The sequence below is a fragment of the Pseudomonas sp. E141 genome (genome assembly GCF_052659885.1).
The window spans coordinates 524,163-541,225 of record NZ_CP084024.1; the positions used below are offsets into that span (position 1 = coordinate 524,163).

At 59.3% G+C, this 17,063-nt stretch carries 17 protein-coding genes; 8 read left to right on the top strand and 9 right to left on the bottom strand.

The annotated features are described in order from the left end of the window. Nucleotides 1–3 precede the first annotated feature (3 nt). Entirely contained in the window at nt 4–168 is a 165-nt protein-coding gene (locus GKKCFE_RS02240) for a DUF2474 domain-containing protein (RefSeq protein ID WP_076386412.1), read from the top strand. Nucleotides 169–188: 20 nt separating this feature from the next. Here the strand turns inward: GKKCFE_RS02240 and GKKCFE_RS02245 are convergent, their stop codons facing one another. Both GKKCFE_RS02245 and GKKCFE_RS02250 read right to left on the bottom strand, forming a co-directional pair. After that, nucleotides 189–1,328: a class I SAM-dependent methyltransferase gene (locus GKKCFE_RS02245; RefSeq protein WP_316912578.1), complete on the bottom strand. Its 1,140-nt coding sequence runs from the start codon at nt 1,326–1,328 to the stop codon at nt 189–191. Between the two features lie 182 nt (nt 1,329–1,510). Next, entirely contained in the window at nt 1,511–2,224 is a 714-nt protein-coding gene (locus GKKCFE_RS02250; protein ID WP_047229578.1) for an autoinducer binding domain-containing protein, read from the bottom strand. 291 nt (nt 2,225–2,515) lie between these two features. Between GKKCFE_RS02250 and GKKCFE_RS02255 the strand changes: the two genes are divergently transcribed. Beyond that, entirely contained in the window at nt 2,516–3,292 is a 777-nt protein-coding gene (locus GKKCFE_RS02255; RefSeq protein ID WP_047229579.1) for a ferredoxin--NADP reductase, read from the top strand. Between the two features lie 56 nt (nt 3,293–3,348). Here GKKCFE_RS02255 and mscL read toward each other — a convergent pair whose 3' ends face one another. Then, nucleotides 3,349–3,762, bottom strand: a complete 414-nt coding sequence (mscL, locus tag GKKCFE_RS02260; protein ID WP_047229580.1) for a large-conductance mechanosensitive channel protein MscL — start codon at nt 3,760–3,762, stop codon at nt 3,349–3,351. A 282-nt stretch (nt 3,763–4,044) separates the two neighbouring features. On the opposite strand from mscL, the gene katB reads away from it, so the two are divergent. From katB to radA, 3 genes are all read left to right on the top strand, one after another. After that, nucleotides 4,045–5,586 (top strand): catalase KatB, encoded by a 1,542-nt coding sequence (gene katB / locus GKKCFE_RS02265; protein WP_047229581.1) that lies wholly within the window; start codon nt 4,045–4,047, stop codon nt 5,584–5,586. 148 nt (nt 5,587–5,734) lie between these two features. Beyond that, nucleotides 5,735–6,286 (top strand): ankyrin repeat domain-containing protein, encoded by a 552-nt coding sequence (locus GKKCFE_RS02270; protein WP_445577446.1) that lies wholly within the window; start codon nt 5,735–5,737, stop codon nt 6,284–6,286. A gap of 43 nt (nt 6,287–6,329) precedes the next feature. Beyond that, on the top strand, nt 6,330–7,697 hold the full coding sequence (gene radA, locus GKKCFE_RS02275) for a DNA repair protein RadA (RefSeq protein WP_030140305.1): 1,368 nt from the start codon (nt 6,330–6,332) through the stop codon (nt 7,695–7,697). Nucleotides 7,698–7,728: 31 nt separating this feature from the next. Here the strand turns inward: radA and GKKCFE_RS02280 are convergent, their stop codons facing one another. Next, on the bottom strand, nt 7,729–8,097 hold the full coding sequence (locus tag GKKCFE_RS02280; protein ID WP_107322961.1) for a PilZ domain-containing protein: 369 nt from the start codon (nt 8,095–8,097) through the stop codon (nt 7,729–7,731). A gap of 160 nt (nt 8,098–8,257) precedes the next feature. Here GKKCFE_RS02280 and GKKCFE_RS02285 point away from each other — a divergent pair, with 160 nt between their 5' ends. The 3 genes from GKKCFE_RS02285 (at nt 8,258) to yjiA (ending at nt 11,769) form a co-directional block, all read left to right on the top strand. Further along, on the top strand, nt 8,258–10,324 hold the full coding sequence (locus tag GKKCFE_RS02285) for a carbon starvation CstA family protein (RefSeq protein WP_076386404.1): 2,067 nt from the start codon (nt 8,258–8,260) through the stop codon (nt 10,322–10,324). Nucleotides 10,325–10,340: 16 nt separating this feature from the next. Continuing rightward, complete coding sequence (locus GKKCFE_RS02290) at nt 10,341–10,538, top strand: YbdD/YjiX family protein (RefSeq protein WP_047230563.1); 198 nt, start codon at nt 10,341–10,343, stop codon at nt 10,536–10,538. A gap of 262 nt (nt 10,539–10,800) precedes the next feature. Next, nucleotides 10,801–11,769, top strand: coding sequence for a GTPase (gene yjiA, locus GKKCFE_RS02295; RefSeq protein ID WP_047230146.1), 969 nt, complete (start codon nt 10,801–10,803; stop codon nt 11,767–11,769). Here the strand turns inward: yjiA and GKKCFE_RS02300 are convergent. From GKKCFE_RS02300 to glyA, 5 genes are all read right to left on the bottom strand, one after another. Further along, entirely contained in the window at nt 11,761–12,480 is a 720-nt protein-coding gene (locus GKKCFE_RS02300) for a GntR family transcriptional regulator (RefSeq protein WP_339492659.1), read from the bottom strand. The two genes, yjiA and GKKCFE_RS02300, sit on opposite strands and share 9 nt — an antisense overlap. Nucleotides 12,481–12,502: 22 nt before the next feature. Further along, entirely contained in the window at nt 12,503–13,207 is a 705-nt protein-coding gene (locus GKKCFE_RS02305; RefSeq protein ID WP_047230147.1) for a FadR/GntR family transcriptional regulator, read from the bottom strand. Nucleotides 13,208–13,266: 59 nt separating this feature from the next. Continuing rightward, nucleotides 13,267–14,580, bottom strand: coding sequence for a C4-dicarboxylate transporter DctA (locus GKKCFE_RS02310; protein ID WP_076386402.1), 1,314 nt, complete (start codon nt 14,578–14,580; stop codon nt 13,267–13,269). Between the two features lie 285 nt (nt 14,581–14,865). Continuing rightward, nucleotides 14,866–15,396: a hypothetical protein gene (locus GKKCFE_RS02315; RefSeq protein WP_047230149.1), complete on the bottom strand. Its 531-nt coding sequence runs from the start codon at nt 15,394–15,396 to the stop codon at nt 14,866–14,868. A gap of 200 nt (nt 15,397–15,596) precedes the next feature. After that, on the bottom strand, nt 15,597–16,850 hold the full coding sequence (glyA, locus tag GKKCFE_RS02320; protein ID WP_047230150.1) for a serine hydroxymethyltransferase: 1,254 nt from the start codon (nt 16,848–16,850) through the stop codon (nt 15,597–15,599). Between the last annotated feature and the right edge of the window lie 213 nt (nt 16,851–17,063).

Consider the following 17,063-nt stretch of genomic DNA (forward strand, 5'->3'; position numbering starts at 1 on the left):
AAAATGGCCAAGCCTGATTTGAAAGACATCGAAGCGGCTGAAAAGAAGCCGCTCTGGCAGCGACTTGGCTGGCTGGCGCTGATCTGGGCCGGCAGTGTGCTGGCGCTGTTTATCGTCGCCAGCCTGATGCGGATGTTCATGAACGCCGCAGGGCTGACCACCCACTGACGCTCCCGGGCAGGGTCAAATTATTTGCGGGCCTTGAGGATGATGAATTTCGGGGTTGCGGCCACTTGTTCGACCCCCCGGAACAACCGCGCCAGTTTGCTGTGGTAGCCCAGGTGCCGATTGCCGACGATGTACAGCGCGCCGCCGACCACCAGTGCTTCGCGCGCCTGCTGAAACATCCGCCAGGCGAGGAAGTCGCCCACCACCTGCTGTTGGTGGAAAGGCGGATTACACAGCACTACATCCAATGACTGCGCCTCTTGCCCGGCCAGACCATCCCCAGCTCGTATGGTCACCTCACGCTCGCCCAGGGCGGCGCGCCAGTTCTCTGCGGCCGACTGCACGGCCATGTACGATTCATCCACCAGGGTGTAGTGGGCCTCGGGATTCTGCAGGGCGCTGGCGATTGCCAGTACACCGTTGCCGCACCCCAGGTCCGCGACGCGGGCGGTGCCCAGGTTCTTTGGCAGATGCGGCAGAAATGCCCGGGTGCCGATGTCCAGGCCTTCGCGACAGAACACGTTGGCGTGGTTGAGCAATTCGATCTTCGGCTCTTCCAGCCAATAGCGCGTGGGGTAGGGGGATGCGGCCGGCACTCGGGTTTCTGGCTGGAGCGCTTCTGGCGTGGCGATCAACAAGCGAGCTTTTTTCACTGCCAGCGAGGCCTGCACCGGGCCAACGTAGCGTTCCAGCAGGTCACCGGCGGCCCGTGGCAGATGCTTGACCATCGCAGCAGCAATCACCTGGGCACCGGGGGCCAATTGGCCTTGCAGGCGAATCAACTGTTCTTCCAGCAGGGCCAGGGTTTTTGGCACTTTGATCAGGACGCGGTCGAAAGGTCCGGTCAACGGTTCACTGGCCGGCAACGTCGGCACCGCATCAAAGGGCAGGCCGTTGCGCACCAGGTTTTTCTCCAGCGCCTGCAAGGCCAGGTACGAGTCGCTGCTGCTGATGACTTCAACCTTGCCGGCAAGGCTCGCCGCCAGGGCACCAAAGCCGTCATTGAGGACCAGGACCCGGGTATCGGCGAGCGGCTGTTGCTCGGCCAGATACGCGAGCAGGTATTCGTCGGCTGCGTCAAAGGCTTGCAGCGGCTCGTTCTGCTGTTCGGGTTGGCGGATCAGGTCAAGTTGGGCGAAGGGACTGTCGAGCAAGGGCATGGCTGGGACTCTGGAGATCAACGAATGTCCCGCTGCCCCGGGGCAGGTGTCTCAGCGGGACCGCCTGAATGAACTTCGTCGCGTACTGGGCGCGTCATCATTCAAGTGGAGCCGTAAATGGTACGTTTTTTTTCCAGGCATTACTCGCGGGTTTTTTCAGGTTGGTAAGTGCGCCGCACGGTTCAGATCACATGGATGTGGGCCGCCTTGGCTACCGCTGAGATTTTGTTGTTGACGTTCAGCTTTCGCATGCAACTGCACACATGGAAGTTCACGGTGCGCTCGGAGAGGCAGAGGATTCTGCCCACTTCCGAAGCCGTCTTGCCTTCGGCCGACCACCTCAATACTTCGATCTCTCTGGGTGATAAATGACATTTTTGTGGAGTCGCGGCAGCGTCAGCCAGTTTTTTGCTGGCCAGCGCATGCAATCTTTGACTGGCGAAAATGGCATAGCCCAGATTTGCGTAATGCTCGTCGATATCGATGGGGCAATGAGTCCGGGCCAGGCTGAAAAGGCTGCAGTGTGCCCCCTGTTCATCATGAACGGCCTGGGTCCAGCCATACTTGAGTCCCTGACGATTAAGTTCTCGCCACAACTTGGGGGCCTGAGCAAAAACAGTCTCATCCCACAAGATTGGAAGCGGTGATTGATTGCAATGTGCTACTAGTGGGTCGTTCGATGCATAGCCGTTCTGTTCATATAGTCTGTCCCATCCATAAGGGTAGTTATTCAGGTTTACCTTGTTGGTATGCTTGTCCGGGCTTCCGAGATAGGCTGAGAATGCACAATATTCAAATCCCTGATTGTTAAAGAAATTCAGGACTAGACGATAGGCCGTCTGTAAGTCCTTTTCACAGGATAACTTCCTCAACAGCAAGTCCTTCCACTTGTCCATCGCTCTCTCCTGGGTTGAGTTCGTCCATGCGGATCCAATCCATGATGCGAATTTTTAGTGTAGGACTATTCTTAAATTGCAGTGAGCTTTTTTTTATTTGCTTACAGTTTGAAATGTTTAAGAAATAAACTTTTTGAGTATGATTTTACAGTTGGGATAGTTTTGTATAAGTCTGGTAGAAGATATGCTCGGCGACGGAGGCATTAGTAGCTAAAGTGCCACTACTCGTTGTCAGTGGTGAAGGGGCTCACTTTGCGGGACACTGTAAGTCTTGTCTCGTTGGAGTGGCTCATGATCGACAGCTCAGAGAAGTTCACCCGTCAAACCTTGCTCGATGTGCAGCCCGTGGCACCTCATTTGTTTACGTTGCGTACCACACGGGATCGCGGTTTTCGTTTTCGGGCGGGCCAGTTCGCCCGGCTCGGGGTCGCTAAAGCGGATGGCACCATCGTTTGGCGGGCATATTCCATGGTGTCTTCGCCGTTCGATGAATTCCTCGAGTTTTTTTCCATCGTGGTACCGGACGGCGAGTTCACCAGCGAACTGAGTCGGCTGCAGCCAGGCGACAGCCTGCTGGTTGATCGCCAGGCCTTTGGCTACCTGACGCTTGATCGTTTCGTTGACGGGCGCGATTTGTGGCTGCTGTCCACGGGAACGGGCGTCGCACCGTTCCTCTCGATTCTCCAGGATTTCGAAGCATGGGAAAAATTCGAGACGATCGTCCTGGTGTACAGCGTCCGCGAGGCACGGGAGCTGGCATATCAGGAGCTGATCAAAGGGTTGAGCCAGCGCGACTACCTGGCCGGCTACGCTCACAAGTTTCGTTTCATCGCGACCGTCACCCGTGAACAGCATCCCGGTGCGCTCAGCGGACGAATCACGACACTGATCGAAAATGGCGAGTTGGAAAGGGCGGCTGACATCGAGCTGACGCCGGAACACTCGCGGGTGATGTTGTGCGGCAATCCGCAGATGATCGATGACACGCGCAAGCTGCTCAAGGCCAGGGGCCTGCAACTGAGTCTCAGCCGTCGGCCAGGTCAGGTGGCCGTGGAAAACTATTGGTAGAAAAGGCGCCTGTGGCGAGGAGATAAAAACCCACGCCACAGGCGGCGAAGTGTGAGTCAGGGCCTCTCGTTCTGGGCCTTGAGCAGGTCGCGAATTTCGCTCAGCAACAGTTCTTCCTTGGTCGGAACCGGTGGCGCGCTGGGAGCAACGGCTTCTTCGCGCTTGAGGCGGTTGATGGCCTTGACGCCCATGAAAATGGCGAACGCCACAATGATGAAGTCAATGGTGCTTTGAATGAATTTGCCATAGGCCAATACCACCGCCGGCGCATCGCCTTGTGCCGCCTTGAGTGTGATGGCCAGGTCGCTGAAGTCCACCCCGCCAATCAAAAGGCCGATCGGAGGCATGATGACGTCGCCAACGAAGGACGAAACGATTTTGCCGAAAGCAGCACCGATAATGATCCCGACGGCCATGTCGACGACATTGCCTTTGACCGCGAAGGCCTTGAACTCGTTAATCACGCCCATGAGTTGTTCCTTGTGACAGATGAAGTGGATGGTGGCAGTGTAAATCAGCCAAACGCGTCCTGCTCGAAACGCCTGCTTACAAAGCTTCAGTTATCGACTCGGGACAGGGGGAAAAGTTTACAAAGTGCCATCAATCGCGCGTGATACGCGGTCCCGAGCCGATTCCCTATAAGGATTTTTCTATCGGATCGGTGCGGCATTTCTATTTAGGTTTTTCTTTTTCGAGCACTAGCCTCTGCAAGGCGCACATGGATGCGCTCTATAACATCAGAGGAAACGCCTATGAACATTTCCCTTGGCGGCGGGACTTTTACCCCTCGCCGTGCTTTTTTTGTGCTCACCGCCAGCCTGTTGTCCTTGTCCGTTAACGCGGCCACCCTGACCCGCGATAACGGTGCGGCCGTGGGCGACAACCAGAACTCGCAAACAGCCGGTCCTAACGGGCCGACCTTGTTGCAAGACGTGCAACTGATCCAGAAACTCCAGCGCTTCGACCGCGAGCGCATCCCCGAGCGCGTGGTGCATGCACGAGGAACCGGCGCCCATGGCACATTTACAGTCACCGACGACCTCAGTGACCTGACCAAGGCCAAAGTCTTCGCCGCTGGCCAGGCCACGCCGGTGTTCGTGCGTTTTTCTGCCGTAGTGCACGGCAACCATTCGCCGGAAACCCTGCGTGACCCCCGTGGTTTTGCCACCAAGTTCTACACGGCCGAGGGTAACTGGGATCTGGTGGGTAACAACTTCCCGACCTTCTTCATTCGCGATGCCATCAAGTTTCCAGACATGGTCCATGCTTTCAAGCCCGACCCTCGGACCAACTTGGATGATGACGCCCGCCGTTTCGATTTCTTTTCTCACGTGCCCGAAGCAACGCGCACGCTGACCGAGTTGTATTCCAATTCCGGCACGCCGGCCAGTTATCGTGAAATGGACGGTAACGGTGTGCATGCCTACAAGTTGGTGAATGCAAAGGGTGAAGTTCACTACGTAAAGTTTCATTGGAAAAGTTTGCAGGGGCTGAAAAACCTCGATCCGAAAGAAGTTGTGAAAGTTCAGGGGCAAGATTACAGCCATATGACTAACGATCTGGTGAGTCATATTAATAAGGGCGACTTCCCGAAATGGGACTTGTACGTTCAGGTGCTGAACCCGCAGGACCTTTCCACGTTTGATTTCGATCCTCTTGATGCGACAAAAATCTGGCCGGGTGTGCCTGAGCGCAAAGTCGGGCAAATGGTTTTGAACCGTAACCCGGCGAATGTTTTCCAGGAAACCGAGCAGGTGGCGATGGCGCCGGCCAATCTTGTTCCGGGCATCGAGCCGTCGGAAGATCGGCTGTTGCAGGGGCGGGTGTTCTCCTATGCCGATACGCAAATGTATCGAGTGGGGCCCAACGCGCTTCAGTTGCCCATCAATGCGCCGAAGGTGGCGGTCAACAATGGCAACCAGGACGGCGCGATGAATTCGGGCGCCACTAGCACCGGCGTGAATTATCAGCCGAGCCGCCTGATGCCTCGCCAGGAACAGCCAACGGCACGCTACAGCCAGACCGCGCTGACTGGCAGTACCCAGCAGGCGAAGATCCAGCGTGAGCAGAACTTCAAGCAAGCCGGTGACCTGTACCGCTCGTTCAACCAGAAAGAGCGCAATGACCTGATCGAAAGCTTCGGTGGATCGCTGGCGACCACCGATGAGGAGAGCAAGCACATCATCCTGTCGTTCCTCTACAAGGCTGATCCTGAATACGGCACCGGTGTAGCCCGTGTCGCCAAAGGCGATCTGACCCGGGTCAAGGCGCTGGCGGAAAAACTCAGCGACTGATCCACAGCCTGGCACGTGCATAACCCGTGGGAGCAAAGCTTGCTCGCGAAGCAGGCGCTGCGGTCTGAAGCCAGACCGAGTCGTCTGCGTTGCGGGCAAGCCATGCTCCCACAGCCCTGCATCTACAGCCTTGCGCCAAGGAGACGTCATGCTGCGTAACTTCCTGTTTTCGATGCTCGCAATCGGGTCGTTGAGCGTATGGGCCGATCAGCCCATGCCCACCGATCCGGTGGTTGTACAAGAGCAGTTGCAAACTTATTACTTCGACGCCGCCCGCCGGGGCGACGTGCCGATGCTCGAGACCTTTATCGAGGCCGGTTACTCGCTCAACCGCCAGGACGAAAAGGGCTACACCGCGCTGATCCTGGCCGCTTACCACGGCCATGGCGCGGCGGTGGAGCGGCTGCTGGCCGCTGGCGCCGATGCCTGCACCCAGGACAACCGGGGCAACACGGCGCTGATGGGCGCCATTTTCAAGGGCCAAGTGCAGATCGCGCGCCGTTTGTTGTCCACCGATTGCAACCCGGACCAGCGCAACGGCGCCGGACAGACCGCAGCGATGTACGCCGGCCTGTTCAAGCGCGTCGAGTTGCTCGACGCCTTGGCGGCCAAAGGGGCGGACCTGCAGGCCCGGGATCCGCTGGGCAATACCGCGGCGAACCTGGCCAACGGTGAAATCAGAATGCCGGCCCCGCGCTGACCCCCGCGTGGGCTATCATCGCGGTTTTTATCCCGGAGTTCAGATGGCCAAGGCAAAGCGCATGTATGGCTGCACCGAGTGCGGCTCGACCTTTCCCAAATGGGCCGGCCAGTGCAGTGAGTGCGGTGCCTGGAACACCTTGACCGAAACCATGGTCGAGAGTGGCGGTGCCGCAGCCCCCACCGGTCGCACGGGGTGGGCCGGTCAGCAGGCGCAAATCAAGACCCTCGCCGAAGTCAGCGTCGAGGAAATTCCACGGTTTTCCACCGCGTCCGGCGAGCTGGACCGCGTATTGGGCGGTGGTCTGGTGGACGGTTCGGTCGTGCTGATTGGCGGGGACCCGGGCATCGGCAAGTCCACCATCCTGTTGCAAACCTTGTGCAACCTGGCCACGCGCATGCCGGCGCTGTACGTCACTGGCGAGGAATCCCAGCAGCAAGTCGCCATGCGCGCCCGGCGTCTGGGGCTGCCCCAGGATCAACTGCGGGTCATGACCGAGACGTGCATCGAAACCATCATCGCCACGGCCCGCCTGGAAAAACCCAAGGTCATGGTGATCGACTCGATCCAGACGATTTTCACCGAACAACTGCAATCGGCGCCGGGCGGCGTGTCCCAGGTGCGTGAAAGCGCGGCGTTGCTGGTGCGCTACGCAAAACAGAGCGGTACGGCGATTTTCCTGGTGGGCCACGTCACCAAGGAAGGCGCGCTGGCTGGCCCGCGGGTGCTGGAGCACATGGTGGATACCGTGTTGTATTTCGAGGGTGAGTCCGACGGTCGCCTACGGTTGCTGCGGGCAGTGAAGAATCGCTTTGGCGCCGTCAATGAATTGGGTGTGTTCGGCATGACCGACAGAGGCTTGAAAGAAGTCTCGAATCCTTCGGCGATTTTTCTCACGCGCGCCCAGGAAGAAGTGCCGGGCAGTGTGGTCATGGCGACCTGGGAAGGCACCCGGCCGATGCTGGTGGAGGTTCAGGCGCTGGTGGATGACAGCCATTTGGCGAACCCGCGTAGGGTCACCTTGGGGCTGGATCAGAATCGGCTCGCCATGTTGCTGGCGGTCCTGCATCGACACGGTGGCATTCCCACCCACGATCAGGACGTTTTCCTCAACGTGGTGGGCGGCGTCAAAGTATTGGAAACCGCGTCTGACCTGGCGTTGATGGCGGCGGTCATGTCCAGCTTGCGCAATCGGCCGCTGCCCCATGATCTGCTGGTGTTCGGTGAAGTGGGGCTGTCGGGGGAAGTCCGGCCGGTGCCCAGCGGACAGGAGCGGCTCAAGGAGGCGGCCAAGCACGGTTTCAAACGCGCCATCGTGCCCAAGGGCAACGCGCCGAAGGAAGCGCCTGCCGGGTTGCAGATCATTGCCGTGACTCGCCTGGAACAGGCGCTGGATGCATTGTTCGAATAACTCCGAGGCCTGCTGCGTGGTGCAGGGTTATTCAAATATGTACCAACGCCGCCAATTCCCGCTCAAGCTCAGCCTGATCGGCGAGGTTCAACTCCACCAGCCGGCGCAGATGGGCGATGGAGTCCAGGTCGATATGCTCGCAGACAAAGCCCAGATGGCCATGGTCGTCGTGGGTCAACCGAACCTCCATCTGCACTTCCACGTCGTTGCTCAAGTGAATGTCGGCTACGAAAGTCTTCTCGGGATTGCCAAGCCAGGGCTCGGGCTTTTTGATCAGCAGGCCCTTGAGAGACAGGTCCAGCAGTTCGACCGGCCAAGTCAGTTTGTCCTCGTCCTTGCCCTGACTCAGCTCGGTTCGGGCATGGAACTCGATTCGTACGAAGCGGCGGCGTTCGCTCATTACGCATTCCTTTCTGGAGATTGATTGACTATAGACCCAACTGGCGCGCCGTCGTCACCGTTGGGCTGCTGGGCAGACAAATGTCGGGGGTGGCCTTTGTTCTCGTTAGCGCTAAACTCCGATGGCTGTCTTTCTTGTCCACCCTGGCCGGAATATAAAAATGACAAATAATAATAGCCTGCTGCGCCACATACCCTGGCTACTGCTGGCCGTCTTGGGAGCGAGCGCCCTGGGCGTCGTGGCATTGCGTCGGGGAGAGGCGATCAACGCCCTCTGGATCGTCGTCGCAGCCGTGGCCATCTACCTGGTCGCCTACCGCTACTACAGCCTGTTCATCGCCAATAACGTGATGCAACTCGATGCGCGCCGGGCCACCCCCGCCGTGCTCAACAACGATGGCCTGGACTATGTCCCGACCAACAAACACATCCTGTTCGGCCACCACTTCGCGGCCATTGCCGGTGCGGGGCCGCTGGTCGGGCCGGTACTGGCGGCGCAGATGGGCTACCTGCCCGGTACGCTCTGGCTGATCGCCGGGGTGGTGCTGGCCGGTGCCGTGCAGGACTTCATGGTCCTGTTCCTGTCCACTCGTCGCAACGGTCGCTCCCTGGGCGACATGGTCCGCGAAGAGATGGGCCGCGTTCCCGGTACCATCGCGCTGTTCGGCTGCTTCCTGATCATGATCATCATCCTCGCGGTGCTGGCGCTGATCGTGGTCAAGGCCCTGGCCGAGAGCCCGTGGGGGATCTTCACGGTGATGGCGACCATCCCGATCGCGATGTTCATGGGCATCTACATGCGCTACATCCGCCCGGGCCGCATCGGTGAAATCTCCCTCATCGGCGTGCTGTTGCTGCTGGGTTCGATCTGGCTCGGCGGGCAAGTGGCCGCAGACCCGGTCTGGGCCGAGGCCTTCACCTTCACCGGCGTGCAAATCACCTGGATGCTGATCGGCTACGGTTTTGTTGCCGCGGTGTTGCCGATCTGGCTGATCCTGGCGCCGCGCGACTACCTGTCCACCTTCTTGAAGATCGGCACCATCGTCGCCCTGGCGATCGGCATCCTGGTCACCATGCCCGAGCTGAAAATGCCGGCACTGACCCAGTTCACCGACGGCACGGGCCCGGTGTGGAAGGGCGGATTGTTCCCGTTCCTGTTCATCACCATCGCCTGTGGCGCGGTTTCGGGTTTCCACGCGCTGATCTCTTCGGGCACCACGCCGAAGATGCTCGATAACGAAGTCAACGCCCGCTACATCGGTTACGGCGGCATGCTGATGGAGTCGTTCGTGGCCATCATGGCAATGGTCGCCGCTTCGGTGATCGAGCCGGGTGTGTACTTCGCCATGAACAGCCCGGCGGCGATCGTCGGCGGTGATGTGGTGAGCGTGGCGCAGACCGTCAGCAGTTGGGGCTTTGCAATCACCCCCGAAGCGCTGCAGGCGGTGGCCAATGACATCGGCGAGACCACCATCCTGGCCCGTGCCGGCGGTGCGCCGACGCTGGCGGTGGGGATCGCGCAGATCCTGCACTCGGTGTTGCCGGGTGAGAACACCATGGCGTTCTGGTACCACTTCGCGATCCTGTTCGAGGCGCTGTTCATCCTCACGGCGGTAGACGCCGGCACCCGTGCCGGGCGCTTCATGCTGCAGGACCTGCTGGGCTCGTTCGTACCAGCCCTCAAGCGGACTGAATCCTGGGTCGCCAACCTGATCGCCACCGCTGGCTGTGTGGCGCTGTGGGGCTACCTGTTGTACCAGGGCGTGATCGATCCGCTGGGCGGCATCAACACCTTGTGGCCGCTGTTCGGCATCTCCAACCAGATGCTGGCCGGTATCGCCCTGATGCTCGGCACCGTGGTACTGATCAAGATGAAGCGCCAGCGCTACGTCTGGGTGACCATGCTGCCGGCGGTCTGGTTGCTGATCTGCACCACCACGGCGGGCCTGATCAAGCTGTTCGACGCCAACCCGGCGATCGGCTTCCTGGCCCTGGCGCGCAAATACAACGATGCCCTGGCCGCCGGCCAGATCCTGGCCCCGGCCAAGAGCATCGAGCAGATGCAGCACGTGGTGTACAACGCTTACACCAACGCAACGCTGACGGTGTTGTTCCTGCTGGTGGTCTTCAGCATCCTGTTCTACGCGCTCAAGGTCGGCATCGCTGCCTGGGGTCACAAGGAACGCACGGATAAAGAAGCGCCCTTCCAGGCCGTGCCGGACGCCTGAATCGAGGATTGCAACGATGTTCAATGACTTGAGTCGCCTCGGTAAATACCTCGGTCAGGCCGCCCGCCTGATGGTCGGCATGCCCGACTACGACAACTACGTCGAGCATATGCAAAGCAAACACCCGGACAAACCGTTGATGGACTACGAGGCGTTCTTCCGCGAACGCCAGGAAGCCCGATACGGTGGCAAGGCGGGACCCAAGTGCTGTTGATCAACTGATTTCAGGTTGATGAGGTAACCCTGTGGGAGCGGGCTTGCTCGCGAAGGCGTCGGGTCAGTTACGATGATGTTGACTGACCCACCGCCATCGCGAGCAAGCTCGCTCCCACAGTTGTTTTGGGGTGGCCTTGGGTTCGCATACACCACAGACCCCCTTGTGGGAGCGAGCCTGCTCGCGATGGCGTCGCAACAGTTTGCCTCGCCTCCACATGGGTTCTGTGCGCTTCTTTTAATTTCGCAACAGGAGAATCACGTTGTCCTCTCCCATCCCGGTCACCATCCTCAGCGGCTTTCTCGGCGCCGGCAAGACCACGCTTTTGCGTCATTTGCTCAAGGCCGAGCACGGCCTGAAAATCGCCGTGATCGAGAATGAATTCAGCGATGCCGGCATCGATACCCAGCTGTTGGGCGATGAGCCGGTGCAAGTCATGACTCTGGCCAATGGCTGCGTGTGCTGCACCATTCACACTGACCTGACCAAAGCCCTGTACCTGCTACTCGAACGGCTGGACAGCGGCGAAATTGCCTTTGATCGCCTGGTGATCGAATGCACCGGCCTGGCCGATCCGGCCCCTGTGGCCCAGACATTTTTTATCGATGAGGACCTGCGCGAGCGCTACATCCTCGACGGTATCCTGACCCTGGTGGACGCCGCTCACGCCGAGATCCACCTGACCCAGGCCATTGCCCAGGCCCAGGTCGGATTTGCCGACCGTCTGCTGCTGAGCAAGACCGATCTGGTGGACGCAGCCCATGTCCAAGCCCTTGGCGAACGACTGACGCGGATCAACCGACGGGCGCCGATCAGGGTGGTGGAGCACGGCAAGATCGATCTGGCCGAATTGCTCGACATCCGCGGCTTCAATCTCAACGCAGACCTGGGGGCGGGGTTCAGCCTGCGACCGGTGGGCAAGGCAAGCACCGGGGACCGCATCAGCAGCCTCGTGCTTCGCACCGACAAACCGCTGGATATCGACAAACTCAGCGAGTTCATGAACCAGTTGCTGGAGGAGCACGGCAAGCAGTTGCTGCGCTACAAGGGGGTACTGAGCATCGCTGGCGAATCCCGTCGACTGGTGTTCCAGGGCGTACTCAAACTGTACGGTTTTGACTGGGATACCGAATGGGCGCCAGGCGAAGCACGGGAGAGCGTCATTGTGTTCATCGCCGACGAGTTGCCCGAAGAGAAGATCCGCGCAGGCTTCGAAGCCGCGCTACTTTGACGTCCCGGTGCCTGCGGCCATCAGCAGCTTTTGTTCAAGATGGTCCAGGTGCTCGCTCATCAGTTGCAACGCTTGATCAACGCTGCCACGTTCCATCGCGTCTACGATCGCCAAATGCTCCTGCCAGGCGCAATGCCTGCGGGACTTGATCTCATGCCGCGCCAGGGCCAGCGAGGTTAAGGGCACAAGGCTGCCGAGAAACTGCGCCAACGGCGCATTCCCGGCCATGGCTGCCAATTGCAGGTGAAACTCGCCGGACAGGCGAATCGCCGGGCCGCGTTCGCCGCGATCCAGGCACTGGCGCTCGCGCTCTATCAGATCGCGTAGGCGCTGCAGGTCCTTGGGCTGCGGCGCCTTGCAGGCCAGGCGCACCAGGGTCTGTTCGGCCAGGCGCCGGGCATGCAGTATTTGCCGGGTCTGCTCCAGGTCCGGTGCCGCCACCTGGGGCCGATGGTTGGGCCGCAGGATCACCACTTGCTGGTGGGACAGGCGCGCCAGGACACGGCGAATGATGCTGCGACTGACACCGAACACATCCCCCAGGCTTTCCTCGGTGAAACGGCTGGCCGGAGCAATGCGTTGTTCGAGGATGGCGTCGAAGATCCGCGGGTAGATATCGTCCACCGACGGTTTGCCGACCCGACCGGGCAGCGACAGGGACGCGAGCACGTTGCGCTCAGGCTGATCCGGGTGGGGCATGAGGTTGTTCATGGCGGTCTCCGCAGGGTGTGGCTCAAGTGCCGAGGTTGTCGTCCGGAATGTTCAGTTCGATGCCCATGCGCTGGCCTTCCCTGAGGATATGCCGGCGCATTTCGGTACTGGCCTGGGCGCTGTTCTTGGCGCGGATGGCGCGCACCACGGCTTCGTTTTCCTCCAGGCGTTCGGCCAGATGCTGGGGTGAATTGCGCAACACATCGGCGCTTTGCTTGAGCGCGTTGCTGGTCTGCTGGACCACGTTTTGAAAAATCGGGTTGGACGTCAAGGCAAACAGCTCTTCATGGAAGGCAATGTAGGCGTTGGCGCAAGCGTCGCTGTCGTTGGCCTCCAACGCTTCGCGCATGTCCATGAGGGTCAGGCGCAACTGGCCGACCTCCTTGCTGCTGATGGATTGCGCCACAAGGCCGACGATGAAAGGCTCCAGGGTGTAGCGCAGTTGCAGCACGTCCTCCAGGCTGGCGCCGGCCATGGCGCTGCCTTCATTGGCGGTGTCGGTGAAGTTGGCCTCCAGCACCACGACGCCCTTGCCGGGCATCGAACGCACCAGCCCCAGGGTTTCCAGGACAATCACCGCTTCGCGCAGGCTTGGTCGGCTGATGCCCAATTGCTCGGCCAGCTCGCGTTGGCCGGGCAGCATGTCGCCCGAGCGCCATTGGCCCCGAGCGAGGGCGGCACGTAGTTTCTCCACCACGGAATTGACGACGGTTGATGAACTGATCACTGGTGACTCCTCGAAAATCAATCAGGCGGTACCGGTTCGCGGGCCGGCACCGCAGTCTTTCAGAATTGCTGCTGATGGGCAGTGCCCACCGGTTTCCTGGATTGGAAGGTATAACCGTGTTGGCCGGACAGTACCTTGCGCGCCCGAGGGACATCGATGTCTTTTTCCCAGCGGGCAATCGCCACGGTGGCCACGCAGTTGCCAATCAGGTTGGTCAGGGCCCGGCCGATGCCCATGAACCAATCCACCGCCAGTACCAGCACCAAGCCAACCACCGGGATCGCCGGGACGGCCGTCAACGTGGCAGCCAGGATCACCAGCGCCGAGCCGGGAATCCCGTGGGCGCCCTTGGAGGTGATCAGTGACACCAGCAGGATGGTCAGCAAATCACTCATGGCCAGAGGTGTGCCGGTGGCGTTGGCAATGAACACAATCGCCAGGGTCAGATAGATCGAAAAACCGTCCAGGTTGAACGAGTAGCCGGTCGGAATCACCAGGCCGACGGTGGAACTGCCGATCCCCAGGTGCTCAAGCTTGCGCATGATCTGTGGCAGCACGGCGTCGGAAGAGGCCGTACCGAGCACGATAAGCAGCTCTTCACGCAGGTATTTGAGAAACGGCAACATCGGCAGGCCCGAGACACGCATCACCAAGCCGAGGATCAGTGCAACGAAGGCGATGCAGGTCAGGTAGAACAGGCCCACCAGGCTGCCCAGGTGTTGCAGCGAGTCCAGGCCATATTTGCTGGTAGTGAAGGCGATGGCCCCGAAGACCCCAATGGGGGCCAGACGCACGATCATGCCCATGATGCGGAAGATCACGTGGCTCAGTTCGTTGATCAACCGCGAGATGCCGGACGCTGCATCGCCCACCAGGTTCAGGGCGCTGCCAAACAGCACGGAGAACAACAGCACTTGCAGAATGTTGTTTTCAGCGAAGGCCCCGAGCACCGAGGTTGGGATCAGGTTCATGAGGAACTGGGTGGTGGTGACCAGGTGCTCGCCACGCTGGGCGATATCCCCCATGTCCGCGCTGGAGAGTTGTTCCAGGTGGATGTTCGCACCACTGCCGATACCGGTGCTGAAGGCAAGCACCAGACCGATGACCAAGGCGATGGTGGTCAATACTTCGAAGTAGATGACCGACTTGAGGCCAATGCGCCCGACCTTCTTGAGGTCTCCGGCACCCGAGATGCCGCTGACTACCACACAGAACACGATCAGGCCGATGAGCATCTTGATCAGCTTGATAAAGCCGTCGCCGAGGGGTTTGAGCTGTGCGGAGTATTCGGGAAGGGTCAGTCCACAGACGATGCCGAGCACCAATCCGAGGACAACTTGAAGGAAGATCGAACGCGAGCACCATTTGAGCATGGGAGGGATTCCTGGTTCGGTGTCCTTTTCGCCGTCAATAGAGGCGTCAGGACTTCATTATTGTGGTCTTACCGGTTTGTCCAGTGCAGGCGCAGTCTAGGCCCTGTTTTCGCTGCTGCGCAAGCTGATCTGTAGAGATTTGGCATGACCGGTCTTACCAGTTAGGCCGGAACCCTTGTGCTTGAGCCGTTTGTTGCAGTGAAAAAAATGTGGGTGGCAAGCAGTGCGCCACAGCTCCCTGTGGCGAGGGATCAGCCCTCTCGCCACAAAGTATCGACATGCTCTTTAAAGAACACTCAGGATGAATGTCACTTTCGATTTTTCTTCTGTCTCGGCAAGATAAATATAAGGCGAGCCTCGAACTTTCAATCCGCCGATATATTTTTTATTTTTTGTCATGAACGAGACAGGTAAATGCGGCGTGGAAATATTCTGCCGGGTGATGGCGTTGTTCTGATGATCAACGAGGGTAAAGAGCATCGGATCATCCGTGCCGGAGTCCTGTGCGCCGAGAACCTCAAGCCAGCGTTTACCGATAAGTTTGTTTTCATGTTCCCCCGTGTTTTTAATGACCAGGTTGTAGCCGTTCGGGGTGTGTCGTAAATGCAATTTCAATGGGTTGCTGGATTGACCCTGATTTTTGGGGCGCATGCCGAGCAGGCTGGAGTGGTCGTGGGTTTGCGGGCGGCCGGTAAAGAAGCCGCCGCTGAATAAACTCACGGTGGCCATCGCGGGTTTGCCATGAAGTATTTCAAGCAGGTTGACGTGGTTGTCAAACATTCGAAGTGTGGCGTTAAAAGATTGATCACGGTCCATGTGATTCGACTCCTCGTTGGGTTTATGAAGTGTGCAGTTATGGAGCGATATTATTGATTTATTAGCTGTCGGTGGTGGTGTGTGTATTGCAAGACATTAGATAAGCGTGGGGGTTAATTATTTGGGGTAATTGTTTGCGCCCATGAAAAAGGCCCCCATCTTTCAATGGAGGCCTTTCTTACTGAGGTGTAACGGGCTGATTAAGCGCCGTATACCGGCAGCTTTTTGCAGATCGCCTTGACCTTCTCGCGAACGGCGTCGATCACCGCTTCGTTGTTCAGGTCCGCCAGGATGTCGCAGATCCAGCCAGCCAGCTCCTTGCACTCGGCTTCTTTGAAACCACGAGTGGTCACGGCCGGGGTGCCAAAGCGCAGGCCGGAGGTGACGAACGGGGAGCGTGGATCATTGGGCACCGAGTTCTTGTTCACGGTGATGAACGCCTTGCCCAGCGCTGCGTCGGCGTCTTTGCCGGAGATGTCCTGCTTGATCAGCGACAGCAGGAACAGGTGGTTCTCGGTCCCGCCGGACACTACGTCGAAGCCACGCTCGATGAATACGCCGGCCATGGCCTTGGCGTTCTTCACCACTTGTTGCTGGTAAGCCTTGAACTCAGGCTGCAGCGCTTCCTTGAAGCAGATCGCCTTGGCGGCGATCACGTGTTCCAGCGGACCACCCTGGGCGCCGGGGAATACGGCGGAGTTGAGCTTTTTCTCGATGTCGGCGTTGGCACGAGCCAGGATCAGGCCACCACGTGGACCGCGCAGGGTCTTGTGGGTGGTGGTGGTGACGACGTCGGCGAATGGCACGGGGTTGGGGTAGACGCCAGCGGCAACCAGGCCCGCAACGTGCGCCATGTCCACGAACAGGTAGGCACCGACCTTGTCGGCGATTTCGCGGAAACGTGGGAAGTCGAGGATCTGCGAGTAGGCGGAGAAACCGGCCACGATCATTTTCGGCTTGTGCTCGAGTGCCAGGCGCTCGACTTCGTCGTAGTCGATCAGGCCATTGCCGTCGATGCCGTACTGGATGGCGTTGTACAGCTTGCCCGAAGACGAAACGCTGGCGCCGTGGGTCAGGTGACCGCCGTGGGCCAGGCTCATGCCCAGAATGGTGTCACCGGCCGACAGCAGCGCCAGGTAGACAGCGGCGTTGGCCTGGGAACCGGCGTGAGGCTGGACGTTGGCATAGTCGGCACCGAACAGTTCCTTGGCGCGGTCGATGGCCAGTTGCTCGACCACGTCGACGAACTCGCAACCACCGTAGTAGCGCTTGCCTGGATAGCCTTCGGCGTACTTGTTGGTCAGTACCGAGCCTTGAGCTTCCATCACCGCGGGGCTGGTGTAGTTTTCCGAAGCGATCAGCTCAATGTGCTCTTCCTGGCGCTGAGCTTCTTGCTCCATGGCGGCAAAGAGATCGGCGTCGTACTTGGCAATAGTCAAATCACGGCTGAACATGGCGGTCCTCAAGGATCGGGGGCAGAAAAGGGGGGCATTCTAACCCAACCGGTTTTGGAAGGCATATGAAAGGACGTCATGTCGCGGACGAATGGGATTCACGCTGCCTGTACTGGCCTCATCGCGAGCAGGCTCGCTCCCACAGGGGGGCTGTGGTGTATGTCTATTCCAAGGACAGCCAAAAGCAATTGTGGGAGCGAGCCTGCTCGCGAT

What these genes read in the sequence shown, in the direction of transcription:
- GKKCFE_RS02240 (WP_076386412.1), top strand. Translation starts at nt 4, where the DNA reads ATGGCCAAGCCTGATTTGAAAGACATCGAAGCGGCTGAAAAGAAGCCG.
- GKKCFE_RS02245 (WP_316912578.1), bottom strand. Translation starts at nt 1,328, where the DNA reads ATGCCCTTGCTCGACAGTCCCTTCGCCCAACTTGACCTGATCCGCCAA.
- GKKCFE_RS02250 (WP_047229578.1), bottom strand. Translation starts at nt 2,224, where the DNA reads ATGGACAAGTGGAAGGACTTGCTGTTGAGGAAGTTATCCTGTGAAAAG.
- GKKCFE_RS02255 (WP_047229579.1), top strand. Translation starts at nt 2,516, where the DNA reads ATGATCGACAGCTCAGAGAAGTTCACCCGTCAAACCTTGCTCGATGTG.
- mscL (WP_047229580.1), bottom strand. Translation starts at nt 3,762, where the DNA reads ATGGGCGTGATTAACGAGTTCAAGGCCTTCGCGGTCAAAGGCAATGTC.
- katB (WP_047229581.1), top strand. Translation starts at nt 4,045, where the DNA reads ATGAACATTTCCCTTGGCGGCGGGACTTTTACCCCTCGCCGTGCTTTT.
- GKKCFE_RS02270 (WP_445577446.1), top strand. Translation starts at nt 5,735, where the DNA reads ATGCTGCGTAACTTCCTGTTTTCGATGCTCGCAATCGGGTCGTTGAGC.
- radA (WP_030140305.1), top strand. Translation starts at nt 6,330, where the DNA reads ATGGCCAAGGCAAAGCGCATGTATGGCTGCACCGAGTGCGGCTCGACC.
- GKKCFE_RS02280 (WP_107322961.1), bottom strand. Translation starts at nt 8,097, where the DNA reads ATGAGCGAACGCCGCCGCTTCGTACGAATCGAGTTCCATGCCCGAACC.
- GKKCFE_RS02285 (WP_076386404.1), top strand. Translation starts at nt 8,258, where the DNA reads ATGACAAATAATAATAGCCTGCTGCGCCACATACCCTGGCTACTGCTG.
- GKKCFE_RS02290 (WP_047230563.1), top strand. Translation starts at nt 10,341, where the DNA reads ATGTTCAATGACTTGAGTCGCCTCGGTAAATACCTCGGTCAGGCCGCC.
- GKKCFE_RS02300 (WP_339492659.1), bottom strand. Translation starts at nt 12,480, where the DNA reads ATGAACAACCTCATGCCCCACCCGGATCAGCCTGAGCGCAACGTGCTC.
- GKKCFE_RS02310 (WP_076386402.1), bottom strand. Translation starts at nt 14,580, where the DNA reads ATGCTCAAATGGTGCTCGCGTTCGATCTTCCTTCAAGTTGTCCTCGGA.
- GKKCFE_RS02315 (WP_047230149.1), bottom strand. Translation starts at nt 15,396, where the DNA reads ATGGACCGTGATCAATCTTTTAACGCCACACTTCGAATGTTTGACAAC.
- glyA (WP_047230150.1), bottom strand. Translation starts at nt 16,850, where the DNA reads ATGTTCAGCCGTGATTTGACTATTGCCAAGTACGACGCCGATCTCTTT.